The 17487-nt window shown below is 32.6% G+C and carries 10 protein-coding genes; 4 read left to right on the top strand and 6 right to left on the bottom strand.

Annotated features, from left to right (window positions below; translation table 11 throughout):
• The first annotated feature begins 85 nt into the window (after positions 1 to 85).
• From LY08_RS11930 to LY08_RS11915, 4 genes are read left to right on the top strand one after another with little or no spacing between them, the layout of a single operon-like run.
• Positions 86 to 508, top strand: a complete 423-nt coding sequence (locus tag LY08_RS11930; RefSeq protein WP_111660677.1) for an ATP-dependent zinc protease family protein — start codon at positions 86 to 88, stop codon at positions 506 to 508.
• Positions 508 to 1383: a 30S ribosomal protein S6--L-glutamate ligase gene (gene rimK, locus LY08_RS11925; protein WP_111660676.1), complete on the top strand. Its 876-nt coding sequence runs from the start codon at positions 508 to 510 to the stop codon at positions 1381 to 1383. Before LY08_RS11930 ends, rimK begins: the two co-directional genes overlap by 1 nt.
• A gap of 6 nt (positions 1384 to 1389) precedes the next feature.
• A complete protein-coding gene (locus tag LY08_RS11920; protein ID WP_111660675.1) occupies positions 1390 to 2358 on the top strand; it encodes a succinylglutamate desuccinylase/aspartoacylase family protein in 969 nt (322 codons plus the stop codon).
• A gap of 5 nt (positions 2359 to 2363) precedes the next feature.
• Positions 2364 to 2927, top strand: a complete 564-nt coding sequence (locus LY08_RS11915) for a 5-formyltetrahydrofolate cyclo-ligase (RefSeq protein ID WP_111660674.1) — start codon at positions 2364 to 2366, stop codon at positions 2925 to 2927.
• Here LY08_RS11915 and LY08_RS11910 read toward each other — a convergent pair.
• From LY08_RS11910 to LY08_RS11880, 6 genes are all read right to left on the bottom strand, one after another.
• Entirely contained in the window at positions 2924 to 3550 is a 627-nt protein-coding gene (locus tag LY08_RS11910; protein WP_111660673.1) for a lipoprotein signal peptidase, read from the bottom strand. The genes LY08_RS11915 and LY08_RS11910 overlap by 4 nt on opposite strands.
• A 23-nt stretch (positions 3551 to 3573) precedes the next feature.
• Positions 3574 to 4197 carry a hypothetical protein gene (locus LY08_RS11905; protein WP_111660672.1) on the bottom strand — a complete coding sequence of 208 codons (624 nt, stop codon included), beginning with the start codon at positions 4195 to 4197 and terminating at the stop codon, positions 3574 to 3576.
• 72 nt (positions 4198 to 4269) lie between these two features.
• Entirely contained in the window at positions 4270 to 4653 is a 384-nt protein-coding gene (locus LY08_RS11900; protein WP_111660671.1) for a TraR/DksA family transcriptional regulator, read from the bottom strand.
• 4 nt (positions 4654 to 4657) lie between these two features.
• On the bottom strand, positions 4658 to 8062 hold the full coding sequence (gene ileS / locus LY08_RS11895; RefSeq protein WP_111660670.1) for an isoleucine--tRNA ligase: 3405 nt from the start codon (positions 8060 to 8062) through the stop codon (positions 4658 to 4660).
• A gap of 125 nt (positions 8063 to 8187) precedes the next feature.
• A complete protein-coding gene (locus LY08_RS11890; RefSeq protein WP_111660669.1) occupies positions 8188 to 12501 on the bottom strand; it encodes a LamG-like jellyroll fold domain-containing protein in 4314 nt (1437 codons plus the stop codon).
• A 499-nt stretch (positions 12502 to 13000) separates the two neighbouring features.
• The gene (locus tag LY08_RS11880) at positions 13001 to 17293 is read right to left on the bottom strand and encodes a LamG-like jellyroll fold domain-containing protein (protein WP_111660667.1); all 4293 of its coding nucleotides are present in this window, start codon (positions 17291 to 17293) and stop codon (positions 13001 to 13003) included.
• Positions 17294 to 17487 lie beyond the last annotated feature (194 nt).

Genomic DNA, 17487 nt, shown 5'->3' with positions numbered 1-17487 from the left:
GCCTTTATAGAATAAATTTTAACCTAAAAATAAAATTAATATGAAGACTTATTTATTACCTTGCACCACATTTTAAAGATAAAAAATGACTAAAAAAACCCTTGGTAGGACTGATAAAATTGACTTCCCAAAGTTGGATTTATTTGAAGTGGACTGTAAAATAGATACAGGTGCCTATACCTCTGCCATACACTGTTCTGAAGTACAGGTAGAAGAAGATGGACTGCATTGTACCTTTTATAGTAAAGGTCACCCAAATTTTAATGGAAAAACTAAAGTGTTTAAAGAGTTTACATTTACTGATGTTAAAAGCAGTAATGGTTATGTAGAAAACCGTTATAAAATTAAAACAGATGTTGTTTTTTTTGGTAAAACATATAAGATTAACTTAACTTTAAGCACAAGAGACGATATGAGATTTCCGGTTTTAATTGGTCGCCAATTTTTAAAACGAAAATTTTTAGTAGATGTCGATCTTCAAAACCAATCCTTTAACTCAAACAACTAATGAACATTGTTATTTTATCTCGCAACGCTAATTTATATTCTACAGACCGTTTGGTTGAAGAGGGTGAAAATAGAGGCCATAAAATAGAGATTATTGATCCCTTAAAGTGCGATATTATTATTGAAAAAGAAAAACCTACCATTTATTATAAAGATCGTTATTTAGATTATGTTGATGCTGTCATACCACGTATAGGCGCTTCTGTAACATTTTATGGTTGCGCAGTAGTTAGACAATTTGAGATGATGAACGTATTTACAACAGCTTCCTCTGATGCGATTTTAAGGTCTAGAGACAAGCTAAAAAGTTTACAACGCTTAAGTAAAGCTGGTATTGGAATGCCCAAAACGGTATTTACTAATTATTCCAGAGATGTTGAAGAGGTTATAGAACATGTAGGTGGTGTCCCTGTGATTATTAAATTACTAGAGGGAACTCAAGGATTAGGTGTGGTTTTAGCCGAAACCAAAAATGCAGCAGAATCTGTTTTAGAAGCCTTTAACGGACTTGAAGCCCGAGTGATTGTACAAGAATTTATAAAAGAAGCTAAAGGTGCAGATTTACGCGCTTTAGTTGTAGATGGTCATGTTGTTGGAGCTATGAAGCGCCAAGGTAAAGATGGCGAGTTTAGATCTAATTTACACAGAGGTGGTAGCGCAGATATTATTAAATTAAGTGAAGACGAATTAAAAGTAGCAATGAAAGCGTCTAGAGCTTTAAAATTACCTGTTTGCGGAGTTGATATGTTACAATCTGCAAGAGGACCTTTACTTTTAGAAGTTAACTCAAGTCCAGGATTAGAAGGAATAGAAAAAGCAACTGGTAGAAATATAGCACGTAGTATTATTACTTATATCGAAAAAAACAGAAAGTAATCGCGTATGTTTGTTAATCAAGATTTAAAAATATTAGGCGAAACTATAAAACCAGGTCAACAGGCTGAAGTCAGTTTTAATGTTGCAAAACTACACACCAGAACTCCTGTAGATGTTCCAATAATTATTTCTAGATCTAAAAAACCAGGTCCAACCGTTTTGTTTACTGCTGGTATCCATGGTGATGAGGTAAATGGTATAGAAATTGTCCGTCAGCTTATTTCTAAAGGTATAAACAAACCTAAAATTGGAACAACTATCTGTATTCCTGTACTTAATATTTTTGGGTTTATAAATATGGAAAGAGAGTTTCCAGATGGACGTGATTTAAATCGTGTATTTCCAGGAATTAAAAATGGTTCTCTAGCCAGTCGTGTGGCTTATGAAATTATTAATGAGGTGGTTACACATGTAGATTTTATAGTAGATTTTCATACAGGAGGTGCTTACCGTTTTAACGCACCACAAATTCGCATAGAATATGGTAACGAAGATGATGATGTTATGGCTGAAATCTTTGGAGCTCCGTTTATTTTGTATTCAAAAAACCTAAATAAATCGTTTAGAAACACTTGTAATAAAATGGGGAAACCTATTTTGCTTTATGAAGGTGGCAAATCGTTTCATATTGATAGTAACATAACAAATACCGGAGTTAATGGTGCTAAACGTATTTTGAATCATTTTGGGATGCTACGTAAACCTTTTAATGTTTCAGAACCTAAAAAATCTTGTGTCAAAATCACAAAAAGCAAATGGATTAGAGCTAATTATTCTGGGATGTTTAAATCTACCATTAAATTAGGAGTTCAGGTTAATACAGGAGATACTATTGGTAATATTACAGATCCTTATGGGAAATTTAATCATTTTGTAAGAGCAACACATTCTGGTTATATTATAAACATTAACCAATCACCAATAGTCTATCAAGGTGATGCTTTGTTTCATATTTCAACAGAAATTATAGATTAATTATCATGACCAAAGCTACATTACGTAAGACATACAAAACATTACGTAGTCAGTTGTCTGATGAAACCATTGACGATTTAAGTCTTGCAATTGCTAACCAATTATTAACACTATCTATTTGGGAGTATAGTTTTTATCATGTGTTTTTATCTATTGAATCACAAAAGGAAATAAACACAGATTTTATTTTAAATATACTATCAGGTAAAGACAAGAATATTGTTGTCTCTAAAAGTGATTTTACTACTAATACGTTAACTAATTTTTTGTTAACTGATGCAACTACCCTTAAACTAAATGCTTACAACATTCCGGAACCTGTTGATGGTATTGCAATTACAAACAATAACATAGATGTTGTTTTTGTACCACTTTTAGCATTTGATTTACAAGGTCATCGTGTTGGATATGGTAAAGGATTTTACGATAAGTTTTTAGCTACTTGCAAACCTGAAACCATTAAAATAGGCTTGTCTTTTTTTGAAGCTGAAACCAATATTGAAGATACGCTTGTCACAGATATAAAACTTGACTACTGTGTGACACCAGAAAAAATATATGCTTTTTAAAGTTGTTCTTTTTTACCAAACGCTTTTCTGTTAAAGAAAATTAAGATTCCAAAACCTATACTTATTGCAACATCTGCAACGTTAAAAACAGGTTCAAAAAACGTAAAATAATCGCCACCAATTCCTGGTATCCATTCTGGCAAATACCCTTTCCAAATAGGCATGTACAACATATCTACAACTTTACCATGCAATAAACTGTCATAACCTTCTGGTGGCAAAAACGTAGCGACTTGACCGACACTATCATCAAATAGGACACCATAAAACACCGAGTCTAAAATATTACCTAAAGCTCCTGCAAAAATAAACACTAATGCTATAATTAAGGTTTTAGATTGTTGCTTTTTAATTGCATTTACCAGCCAATACCCAATCCCAATAATAGCAAAAATCCTGAAAATAGTTAAGCTTAATTTAGCGGTTCTATCGGTTATAAATGGTAAAAAATCGCTGAGTTTTGTACCCCAAGCCATTCCATTATTTTCGATAAAATAAATTTTAAACCAATTAAAAACAGTAACATCTTCGCCTAAAACAAAATGCGTTTTTACGTAGATTTTACTTATTTGATCAATAAGTAAAATAATTATTATTAATAGTGATGCTTTTTTTAAATTCATGATTTACGAAAACAAAAATAGGTTTATTTTTCTATTTTGCTCACCTTAATATTGCCATTAATTGTATGACAACTTATTTGATGGTTAGCATATTTAAATTGCTTAATATGCTTAGTTCCTGTTTTAGTAAACGCTTCAATCTTAGCATTATTAGTTTCAATAGTAATATGCCCTTCTATGGTATTGATAGTTGCGTTGCCAATAAATTGTTTTAAATCACAGTTACCTTGGTTTAATTCTATAAAAACAGAAGGATAATGTCCAGCAATTTGCACGGAAGCTATATCACTTTTAATATTTAAATTAACATGTTTAGGAACCGTTAATTCATATTCTACAGATAATACTTTGTGGGCGCTTAATTTATCGTTATCTCTTATAAATAGAGGCTGAAAGGAGGATGAAATGGTAATTTTATCTTCTGATAAAGAATCTAAAATAACTAGTTGTTCTGCGTATTCACCTTCAATTTTTACTTTTAATGAGATAGTATTAGAATCATTATTTGACACCTTGATTTTAAAAATATTATTACCGTCTATAGTCAGGGTATTAATAGTTTTAGCACTCCAAGATTTCTCTGTAGTTTTTTGTGCACACAAAGACACGCTTATAAAAAAAAGTAAGACAATTAACAGGTCTTTCAAGTGTAGTTGTTTTAAATTTAAAACGCTTCAATTTTCATTGAAGCGTTTTTATATTGTTTAGTATTTAATATACTATTGTTGCATGTTTTTAGCTTCTATGCTTAATGTTGCATGAGGCACTAACTCTAAACGCTTAGGGTTAATTAATTTTCCTGTTACACGACAAACACCATAGGTTTTATTTTCAATTCTAATTAAAGCATTTTTAAGATCACGAATAAACTTTTCTTGTCTAATGGCTAAAGCAGAGTTAGACTCTTTACTCATAGTTTCGCTACCTTCATCAAACGCTTTAAATGTAGGAGAAGTATCGTCTGTACCATTGTTATGATCGTTCATGTAAGCACTTTTTATTAACTCTAAATCATGTTGTGCTTGTTTGATTTTATCTTGAATAATCACTTTGAATTCAGCTAATTCTTTATCTGAATATCTTACGTTTATATCTGATGCCATAATGTTAATTTTTTTGAATAAATAATTTGGTATTTACATCATCAAACGCAATTTCTATACCATTATTTACTTGGTTAATAATTTCTAGATTATCTGTAAGCGTTTCCGCTTTAATATAATCTATATTTGATTTTACTGCTTGTGTTATATGTTTATCTTCTTGAAGTTGTACTACAATTCTGTCTGTTACTTCAAAACCTGAATCTTTACGTAAATTTTGTATACGATTTACTAATTCTCTAGCTATTCCTTCTTCTTTTAAAGCTTCTGAAATAGTAACGTCTAAAGCGACGGTTATATTACCTTCATTAGCAACTAACCAGCCTTCAATGTCTTGTGAAGTAATTTCTACATCTTCTAGGTGTAATGTAATAATTTTTCCATTACAATCCACATCAATTTCTCCTTTTTGTTCAACAATTTTAATATCCTCAGCAGTCATTTTATTAATTGCTGCTGCAATGACTTTCATGTCTTTTCCAAATCGTGGTCCTAGGGTCTTAAAATTAGGTTTAATTTGCTTCACTAATATATCTGAAGCATCTTCCATCAATTCAATTTCCTTAATATTAACCTCGCTTTTAATCAGGTTTTCTACTGCTTTTATTTCTTCTTTAAATTGAGCAGAATCTACAGGAATCATAATTTTCTGTAAAGGCTGTCTTACTTTAATTTTTTCTTTTGCTCTTAAAGACAATACCAAAGATGAAATAGTCTGAGCATTTTCCATCTTACGTTCTAATGATTTATCAACAAAACTGGCATCAAATTTTGGAAACTCTGCTAAATGCACACTCTCAAAGTCTTCTTTTTTAGTTGCTGAATTTAAATCTAAATACAATTTATCCATAAAGAAAGGCGCAATAGGCGCACCTAATTTAGCAATAGTCACCAAGCAGGTGTACAAGGTTTGGTATGCCGAAATTTTATCGGTTTGGTAATCACCTTTCCAGAAACGTCTTCTACTTAAACGTACAAACCAGTTACTTAAGTAATCTTGAGTAAAATCTGAAATAGCACGTGCTGCTTTAGTCGGTTCGTAATCTGCATAATAGTCGTCTACTTTTTGAATTAACGTATGCAATTCTGAAAGAATCCAACGGTCTAATTCTGGTCGTTCTGTTAACGGGATTTCTGCTTCAGCATAACTAAATTTATCTAAATTGGTATATAAACTGAAGAATGAATAGGTGTTGTAAAGTGTTCCGAAAAATTTACGCTTTACTTCTTCTATTCCGTCTAAATCAAATTTTAAGTTGTCCCATGGATTGGCGTTGCTAATCATGTACCAACGCGTAGCATCAGCTCCGTAAGTATCTAAAGTCTCAAAAGGGTCTGTTGCATTACCTAAACGTTTGGACATTTTCTGTCCGTTTTTGTCTAGCACTAAACCATTAGACACCACATTTTTGTAAGCAACAGAATCAAAAACCATAGTTCCAATAGCATGCAGTGTATAAAACCAACCTCTGGTTTGGTCTACACCTTCCGCAATAAAATCTGCTGGAAATGCTTTATTATCGTCAATTAAGTCTTTATTTTCAAACGGATAATGCCATTGTGCATATGGCATAGATCCAGAATCAAACCACACGTCAATTAAATCGGCTTCACGATGCATTGGTTGCCCGCTTGGAGACACCAAAACAATCTGATCCACTATATTTTTGTGCAAGTCTAGCTTCGCATAGTTGTCTTCAGAATTGTTACCAACTTCAAATTCTTCAAAGATATCTTTAGCAAGCAATCCAGCCTGAACCGCTTTTTGCATTTCTGCTTTTAATTCTTCTACAGAACCTATACAAATTTCTTCTTTTCCATCTTCTGTTCTCCAGATTGGCAATGGGATTCCCCAATAACGAGAACGCGATAAATTCCAATCGTTTGCATTTGCTAACCAGTTACCAAAACGTCCAGTTCCAGTCGATTTTGGTTTCCAATTGATGGTTTCATTAAGTTCAAACATTTTGTCTTTAACATCTGTGACTTTAATAAACCATGAATCTAATGGGTAGTATAAAATTGGCTTGTCTGTTCTCCAACAATTAGGATAACTATGCTTGTATTTTTCAACCTTAAAAGCTTTGTTTTCTTCTTTTAATTTAATGGCTAACTCCACATCAATTGAACGTTCTGGAGCTTCTCCTTCATTATAGTATTCATTCTTCACATATTTACCACCAAACTCCTTAAGCTCTGGTCTAAAACGACCTTGTAAATCTACTAATGGGACTAAGTTTCCGTTTTCGTCTTTTACCAATAATGGAGGGACTTCTGGAGTTGCTTGTTTTGCAACTAGAGCATCATCTGCTCCAAAGGTGGGTGCTGTGTGTACAATTCCTGTACCATCTTCTGTGGTAACAAAATCTCCAGAGATAACTCTAAAAGCATTTTCTGGATTGTCATTTGGTAAGGCGTATTGTAAAAGTTGTTCGTATTTAATACCAACTAGGTCTTTTCCTTTGAATTCTTTGACTACAAAATATGGGATTTTCTTATCGCCATCTTTATAGTCTAACAGTTCTGATTTTTCTTCAACAAGTTTAAACTTGCCATCAAATTGTTTGTTGACTAGTGATTTTGCCAAAATCACATTCATTGGTTTGAATGTGTATTGGTTATAGGTTTCCACTAGAACATAATCTATTTTAGGTCCAACGGTTAAAGCCGTATTACTTGGTAAAGTCCAAGGAGTTGTAGTCCAAGCAAGAAAATAAATAGTTCCTTCGTTTTGTAAAAAATCAGGTAAGGTTTCATTTAAAGCTTTAAACTGTGCAACTACAGTTGTATCTGTTACATCTTGATAAGTTCCAGGTTGATTAAGCTCATGCGAACTTAAACCTGTTCCTGCTTTAGGCGAATAGGGCTGAATGGTGTACCCTTTATATAATAAGTTTTTATTGTAAATTTCTTTTAATAACCACCACACACTTTCCATGTATTTGGGCTCGTAGGTGATGTATGGATCGTCCATATCAACCCAATACCCCATTTTTTGTGTCAGGGTATTCCAAACGTCTGTGTAGCGCATAACAGCTTTTCTACAAGCTGCGTTATAATCTTCCACCGAAATAGTTTTACCAATATCCTCTTTAGTAATGCCTAATTCTTTTTCTACACCAAGCTCTATAGGCAAACCATGTGTATCCCAACCTGCTTTACGCTTCACTTGGTACCCTTTCATGGTTTTATAGCGTGGGAAAATATCTTTAATAGCGCGTGCTAAAACATGGTGTACACCAGGTAATCCGTTTGCACTTGGTGGTCCTTCAAAAAACACGTAAGGTTCTGCACCTTCTCTAGTGGTTACACTCTTTTCGAAGATGTTATTGTCTTGCCAATAGTTAAGAATTTCTTCAGCTACATTTGGTAAGTTAAGTCCTTTATATTCAGGGAATCCTGCGCTCATTTTTTCTAGTTTCTTATACGAGTCGCGAAATTAAGAAATTCTGTTGAAACGATTGGTTTTATGAATAAAAAAAGCTTCAACAAGTAATTTGCTGAAGCTTTAAAATACTTAATAGCATTTACAATTTACTCTATTATAATCTTCTTATCTATGGTTTGATTATTTTCTGTTTTAATACTAACAATGTATAATCCTGTACTTAGATTAGAAAACTTTAATCCGTTTTCTAACTGTTGGTTGGTAATTGATACATTGTTATATACTTCTTGTCCTAAAGCATTGTATAACTTAACAACTTTAGCTTCTGTTTTTAATCCTTTTACAAATAAAGTTTCTTGACTTGTACTATAATATATCAAGCTATTGTCTGTTTCAAAATTATCTACTCCTAATACTGCAGATTTATTTTGGAACACTAAATCAAAACGGTCATTATATTCTCCTGCTTCCGAAGTAAAATTATATTCTTGATTACCATTTAAATTATGATAAACACCTGTAAGATTATCTAATAAATAAACTTCTTGAGTACTCTCTATATTTTCTAAAGCAATTGCTTTAATACTATATGTAGTAAGACCATCTGCTATAAAATTTAAATCTATTACTTTATCGCTTGTTATAGATGAGAATGCTTGTATAACTGTTTTATCATTATTTAAAGGCATGGTTAAATCGTTTACGCTTGTCTCATACACCTTTGCATCATAACCATAATCAAAACCATCTGTAGTGATTGAGCTAAATCCTAATAATAACTCTCTTCCTAAATTATTACTGGTTTTAAATTCTAATCTTATTTTTTGAATAGCTTCTGCTAGTTCTGGCTCTGATTGTTCTTGGGTATTTTGTGTTTTGAAAAATATAGAGTCGCCTGACGCTTCGGTTTTAAATACACGTTGATTATTATTAAATACAATCTCTCCATCATTAGCCACCTCAACCATAAATCCTTGTGCTACTGGCAAATAACGTGTTGGTGTTTTTAGACCGTCTTGAGACCCATTATTTGCTCCGTTTAACCCTACAAATTGGTATGCTTTAACTCCTCCTAATAAATTTAGGGTTGCGTATCCACCCTCATAAGCATTAAGGATGTGTGAATCTCCAGCCCATTGCTCCCATAAATAAATCTCTCCACTAATAACACTACTGTTGTCTAATATAAACTGATTTGCGTCTAATGCTGATGGGTAAGGGTTACCTAATAAATACTCTGTCTTACTTGATCCACCAACAGACCCTGAACCTCCTGTATCTGTTGCGCTTAACAGGATTGTTCCATTGTTTGGTTTACCATCAAATATGTATTCTGATAATGATCCTCCTCCTTTTTGAGTATATCCTGTTCCTGACAATAATGGTGTGCTTGTGTTTAAAACACCCCAATCATAATACGTTACTCCGTTTTGGTAATTGTACAACCAATAGTTACTTATTTTACCATCTTCATGTAAGGCACTAGTAAACAATACATTATTATTTGACGCGTCTTTTAACTGATCTAAAATAAAGGCAGTGTTATTTGGGTTATTAGTAGAACCATTATTATTTAATAAGGTTGTTGCTGTTTTTTGACCAACTGGTGATCCCCAATAATTATAACGATACACACTACTTTGTCCTTCTTGACCTCTAAGTATTCTACCCTCTGAAGAGGTTACTAAATCACTATTAATCCCTTGAATTAATTGAGAATCGTTTTTTAAATTTAAGGTACCATTTAGTTCTAAATACCAACTATTGTCAATACTATTTGTTCCATTTACAGTTAAACTTTTGTCCTGATCAATAAATAAACCAATCCCTTTATGAGACCTAGAAGTGGTAACATTGTTATGAATTTTTACAATACTCCAAGCTTCTGGTGATTGTGATGAAGGAGTAAATACTGGTAGGTTTTCTATATCCCAAACATCGCCATGTAACCAAGTACTTTCTTGGGTCCAATCTCCATCTGAAACTGTTTCAAAAGGCATTGGTGCTGTTTGCTCTAAGACACTTGTTATGTTATAAAGCATTAAGGGATTATTATTGTTAGAATAATCTAAAGCTCTACTTGAAACTATATTAGTCATAGGGTAATAGGACACTAAATTATTCCATGGAATTTTAGTACCATTAGAAATATCGATAATATCTTTAGAGATGACACTTCCGTATACGTTTCCAGCATTGCTTTCAATTTCTTGAAACACCATTCGTTGTATTTGATCCGAGGTTAATGCTTTGTCAAATACTCTTACCTCGTCCATCCAACCTTCAAAATTATAATCAAAATCGTTAACACCACTAACTATTCCTAATCTAAGTGGCTCTGAATTTGTTGATAACGTTCCTGTTAAAGAAGCCCAATTAGAAGACGCAAAACCATTTCTATATATTTTAGTTTCTACTTTTCCTCCATTTTGTCTTACTGCAACTGTTACATTTGTCCAATCACTTCTTTTAAATCTCCAACCAGTTGAAACACCCGAAAATTCGGAATTATTATAAAATGCTTTACTATTGATACCGTTGTACGTTGGATTATATGGAGAAGCCCAGTTTTTGATAGTAATTTCAAAAACGTCTTTTTGTCCCATTACAAAAACTTCCTCGCTATTATTTAAGGTCGGACCATTATATTTAAACCATAATGAAACAGTATATTCACTTAAACCGTTTATTGTAGAATTTACCTCTGCATAATCATCTATTCCGTCAAAATCTAATGTCGCTGAATAAGGTGGGTTTACATTAAAATAATCTCTATAATCTAAGTCTCCTCCTGAGTATAAGTCACTATCTGTATCTGGAAGAACAGATGAAGAAGGGTTATTAATCTCATCATTTACATCGTTAAAATCTACTAAGTTAGATCCTTCAAATAGGTTGTCTAGTCCGTCATTATCTGAATCTGAAAATAGAGTTATAGAATTAGCTATCATTCCATTTTCTTCAATATCTAAAAGTCCGTCGTTATCTGAATCCGAATCTCTAAAATCCGGAGTTCCATCACCATCTGTATCTTCTACAGTTAAACCTGTACCATAATTATCCCAAAGCCCTATATAAGGACCTGAAGTATTAACTGTACCGCTAGGCGCTATGTAACCTAATGTTGATTGTGCTTCAACATTATCTGGAATACCATCATTATCACTATCTAAATCTAAATAATCTGGTAAACCATCTGCATCTTCATCTTCGCAATTAGGACTGACATATAATTGTACTTTATCAACAAAATTACCAGATGTTGTAGAAGAGCTTCCAGATGCTACAGAAATAGCTTCAAATGTTAAACGTGTTGTTGTTTGACCAGCTGGCACCACATAAATTCCAGAGTGCTCTGTCCAAGACGCATCGGATGCAGAACTAAAAACACCTTGACTAGTCAACGTTCCGTTAGCATCTCCAATTAATAATCTTACTATATCCTCTTGAGCACTACCTGCAAAACCTGTTCTTTTTCTGTGCGCGAAAGACCAATTTAAAACATCTCCTGGTGTAGTTGCTATATCTTGATATAATCCGTCATTTGTAGTTGCATTAACCTCTGCCCATTGTTCTCCAGAAAATGCTTGTCCTCCAGAATCATTACTAGCTTGTTGCGTATTATGCCAAATTTCTAAGTGGTTATTTGTCATATCAGCACTTTCCCAATCTGGTATATAACTTGCATCACCTTTCCAAAGTCCAGAAGTACCTGTAACATCTACTCCAGCAACACCGTCTAGGGTTAGGATATCTACATCTTCAAAATCTGGATCTAATAATGGTTGTTTACCTAAATCAGAGCATTCGTCTACATCTAAAATACCATCATTATCATCATCCACATCACAAATATCTGAAATCCCATCGCCATCAGTATCTAAATTACCAGAAGCTACAGCATCACAAGGATCTGCATTAACCGTTGCTTTTACTATAATATCATCCCAATATATATCTTCTGAACCTGAGTTGGTTGCAGATCTAAATCTTAAAATTGTATTTGCTCCACCACTTGTTGTAATTGGAACTGTAATTGTCCCTGATTCTGAATTATTTGAAGAAGGACAAATTTGGTCACCGTTTCTTGTAAATAAAGTAGTTGAAAAACTTGCGCCACCATCTGTAGAAATAGCAACATCTATAAAATCGCCAGATTCGAACCCAGAACTACTGTCGACACATCTCCATGTAAAGGTTAATGTTGCATTATCGTAACCAGTTAAGTTAACTTGTCTTCCAATAATTCGGTTACTTCCTCCATTCATAAACACTTGTCCACCAGTGAAAGAAGGAGATCCTGATGTTAGCCAGTTACCTGACCAACCTGATCCACCAGAATTATTGTTGCTGCTAAAATCGTCACATGCGATATCGTTTCCAGTTAAAGAACACTGAGAAAAAGTAGTTTGATGTAAAACAAACAGCGAAGCTGTAAGTATAAGTAGTTTTAAATTCATTAGGTTAATTTTAAGTGGATTTGGGATTTCAAAGATAAATACACGGTACTAAACAGTGTTTTTGGATGGTGCTTCTGAAAATGTTTTCGATGAAGTGTGTTTTTTTATCGACAAAATGCAACAATTGTTCTTATCCACTAAAATCTTAGAGGACTTTAAGGACTTAGAATTCAGAATTGGTTTTGGGTTTTTTACAATATTTAAATCATTAAATATCACGCATTTAGACAACATGCAAACACTTATAAACAGTAGCATTAACGCTAAGTAGGTTGGTTTTTTCATTAGTAATAATTATAGATTTGTGGGCACAAATGCCTACAAACATATATATTATTTTGCTAATAATCAATGTGTTAAGATGTTTTTTCGATAAAATGCAAATATTTTCCTACTAAGTGTTATGGCTATAACCACATTTTTTAATCAATAAATACTTACGTGTAATCAATAAATTTTTACATGAAGAAAGGAATCTATTTTTAGGAAATTATAGCGTTTATTCAATTATAATTTTCTTTTCTAAAGTCTGATTATTTAGAGTTTTAATGCTAACAATATACATTCCTGTACTTAAATTAGAAATTTGCAATCCGTTTTCTAAATGGTTTTTAGTAATTGATGCGCTTTTAAATACCTCTTGACCTATTGCATTATATAACTTAATAGCTTTTGTCTCTTGATCTAATCCTTTAACATATAATAACTCTTGGGCATTATTGAAATAGATTACTGTATTTTCTGAATCTAAATCAAACTCTTCATTACTTAATGTTTCAGGATTTTGAAATACTACATCAAAACGGTTATTAAACTCTCCTACTAAAGAGGTGAAATTATATTCTAAACCTGATTTTAAATCATGATAATTTCCAGTTAAATTATCTAATAAATATACAGCTTGATCATCTGTGATATTCAAAATCTCCGAAGCTTTAATACTGTATGTAGCAATACCATCTGCTTTAAAATTTAAGTCTACTACTTTATCTATAGTAATTTGATCAAACGCTTGTATAACCATAGGTTTAGTATCTAAAGTCATAGTTAAGTCGTTAACAAATGTTTCGTTTGCTAATGCATCATATCCATAATCAAAAGCGTCTGAAGTGGTATCACTAAATCCTAAAACTAACTCTCTTCCTAAATCTGAATTGGTTTTAAATTCTAATTTTATTTTCTGTATACCTGTACTATCTGTTTGAACACTATTTGCAGATTCTTGTTGATTACTATTTCTAAAGAAAATAGATTGACCAGCTGTTTCCGTTTTAAAAACTCGTTGCGCGTTGTTAAATTCTATATTACCTGTTCCTATTACCTCAACAATAAAACCTTGTCCAACTGGAAGGTATTGTTTAGGAGTTTTTTGTCCGGATTGCAATCCAACGTTTAATCCATCAATTCCTATAAATTGATATGCTCTTACTTTACCTAATTTGTTTAAGGTCGCATAACCACCTTCATAAGCATTTAAGTTGTGAGAGTCTCCAGCCCATTGTTCCCATAGATAAATTGCACCACCTATTACTCCTGCATTATCATCAATAAATTGATGTGCGTCTATTGCAGATGCATATGGGTTACCCACTAAATATTCTGTTCTACTAATCCCACTTATTGAGCCTAATCCTCCAACATCTTGTGCACTTAAATGTACCGTACCGTTATTTGGTTTACCTTCAAATGTATATTCTGATAAAGATCCACCTCCTTTTTGAGTGTACCCTTTACCTGCCTCTATAGAAGTACTTGTACCTAACACGTCCCAATCATAGTAAGTTACACCATTCTCGAATCCATATAACCACACTTTACTTATTTTACCATCTTCATGATAAGCATTAGTAAATAATACATCGTTACAAGCATTATCTTTAAGCATATTAATAGTAAATGGTGTGTTATTAGGGTTATTAACAGACAAGTTATCGTTGTTTAAATTGGTAGTAGCTTGCGCTCCAACAGGAGAGCTCCAATAATTATATCTGTACACACTACTAAGTCCTTCCTGACCTCTTTGTATTTTTCCTTTTTCAGAAGTTACTAAATCGCTTTCTATTCCTTGAATTAATTGAGAATCTCTTTTTAAGTTTATCGTTCCGTTGATTTCTAAATATTTAGAAACATTTAATTGCAGGTCTTTACTAGAATTACCTATTGTAAATACCACATCGTTATTAGAACTATCTTTTTCATCTACAACTACTCCTAAAGCTAAAAGACCTTTATGGTAGCCTGGTGCATTAGGTTCTGACAAAGACGTTGTTAAATTAACACTATGTTTAATTTGATAAATTCCCCAAGTAACTACTTCATCATTACCAAAAGTAGCAGCTTGTGTAACTTCGTCTCCTGGAATGTACCACACATCTCCGTGTAACCACGTATTTTTATCATGCCAATTTCCTGCTTGTTTTGTAACAAAAGGCATTGGCGCAGATTGTTCTTGAATTGTTGTAATATTAAACATCTCTGCATCATGGCTATTAGAAGACTGATCTTTAATAACTCCTGTTGTTACATTAGTTAAAGGGTAATACACTTCTAAATTAGACCAGTTAACATTTGTTAATTGATTTTTTAAAATAGTTCCTTCAACTTGTCCTGCATTGTTTTGGATTTCTTGAAAAACTATTTCTTTAACCTCTTTTTCTGGTAAAAATTTATTGAAAATTCTAACCTCATCTATTGAACCTTTAAAAAACTTTGATGCCATTAAGGATTGGTCATTACCCATTCTTAAATTATCAACCTCTGAAGTTATTGAACTTCTAAAGGCAACTGCATCTATTAAATTTGTAGAGAATACAAAATCGCCATCCAATAACAAATAAGCTTTGTTTTCTGTAAATGACACAGAAACTGTAACGTGTCTCCAAACATTTCTAATAATACCTGTAGTACTTCTGTAAACAGATTTAGTAGCTGTAGTATTGTTTGATTTTACATAATGGATTCTTGCATTAATGTTTTCTCCTGTTAATGTAATTTCAATAGCGTTTTTCTCTCCAATTACAAATTTTTGATTGGTATCTGAAGCGTCAGAATTACTTTTTATCCAGGCCATAAAGGTTGCTCCATCTGTATTGGATTGATTAATGCCTGCAAACGTCTCTGTTCCAACAACATAATCGTCTATACCATCAAAATCTAATGTAGCAGACGCGATAAAAGTGTCAATTGTATCTCTGTAATCTAAATCTCCTTCAGAAAATAAATCACCATCTGTATCTGGTAAAACAGAAGCACTTGGATTGTCTATTTGGTCATTTACATCTAAAGGGTCTGAAGTATTAGATCCTTCAAATACATTATCTAAACCATCATTATCGGTATCTGTAAATACACCAATAGTATTTACCATTCCGTTTTCTTCAATATCTAATTTACCATCTTTATCACTATCAAAATCTAAATAATCAGGAATTCTATCTCCATCTGTATCTACTACATCTATTCCATTACTTACATGATAAGCAATATCTACACCAGTGTCTCCATTGATGTTACCTGTTGGTATAACATATCCTAAAGTACTTTGTGCTTCAACATTATCTGGGATACCATCGTTATCACTATCTAAATCTAAGTGATTGTATTTACCATCATTATCTCTATCTTTTCCTGTTACTATGATTAATGAATTAGCATTAAAATCTAAAAACTCACATTGTGAAAAAGATAATCCAAACTGTCTAGTTGAAGTGCTAGTACTAGTTTTTATTGCTTGCATTCTTAGTGAAAATGAATTACCTATAAATTGGTAATAAGATTTCAAAACTTTCAAATTAGAAAAACCAGGTCCTTCTTGTAAACCTGAAGCACTTATTTGAATATCTCCACCTCCTAGATCTTCGGTTATTAAAGATGTAGGGTTCTCTGTACCGTAAGCTGCAGGGTTATGAAAAATTAAAGACTCTCTTAAACTTCCACCACCATCACAATCCCAAGTCGTTCCATTAATTCTAAAAAATTCTGAAGAAGCTGTTGTGGTTCCAGAATTTACAATAGTAAATTTAAATTCTGCTCCAGGTGTACCTGTACCACTAAAAGTTAACTCGGTTTGTAAATAGGTTGGATTATCAATTGTGTCGTTATCTATATTTGATATTGTAGTATTGTCTAACGCAAGAATTTCTAATAATATATCATAACCTTGTATTGCATTACTAAACCTGTATACTGCACCTACTTGCTTGTCTGAACCAGTACTAGCAGCAGCATCATAAACCCCATTTTCAAAATCTAATTCAGGTATTGTACAACTAAAAACATCCTCATCTAAAGCTTCGATATAATCTACAATTCCGTCATTATCATCATCGTAATCTAAGTTGTCGATGATACCATCATTATCTGTATCTATTAAAGAATTACAAGTTGCATCTCCACCAGATACGTTAAAATATATATTGTATCCAGTATTTGATGCATTATTTCCGTCATCATTAATTACCTCTGTGCCAGCTACTGTTACAGATACATAGCCAGAGTCCCAGCTATTATCTTCTACTTGGTAAAGTTTTAAGTAATAATTATTACCATTAGCAACACATCCCAAATCATATTTAGCTCCATAAGCATCTGTAACACCGTCGTTAGTACCTGTATAACATTGGTTGTCATCACAAATAGTCACTAATAAATCGTTAGTGGTATTGTAAACTTCTATCTTGTTTTGGTAAGAATTAGTAGGCCATTTTACGGTTAATTGCACATCAGAATTTTGAGATAACGCAACATTAAAAGCCAACAAGGTGGTAAGAACCACAAGTAGTTTAGTATTCATAAGTTATTGATTTGGGGTCAATTATGAAACAAATATAGGTGGTTACTTACATGAAGTACTTAAATTTCGATATAACAAGAGAAAAAGTAGTTAAACTGCATAAATCGAAAGTTTAAATCGATAAACGGGTAAAAATAAGGACGATAAGAAATGGATTAACTAATTATATTAACAAGAAGTCAAGGTGATATCTT

This window comes from Olleya aquimaris, from assembly GCF_003259525.1.
Classification (GTDB): domain Bacteria; phylum Bacteroidota; class Bacteroidia; order Flavobacteriales; family Flavobacteriaceae; genus Olleya; species Olleya aquimaris.
The sequence above is the reverse complement of the archived record's forward strand: the minus strand, read 5'-3'. Positions and strand labels throughout refer to the sequence as shown.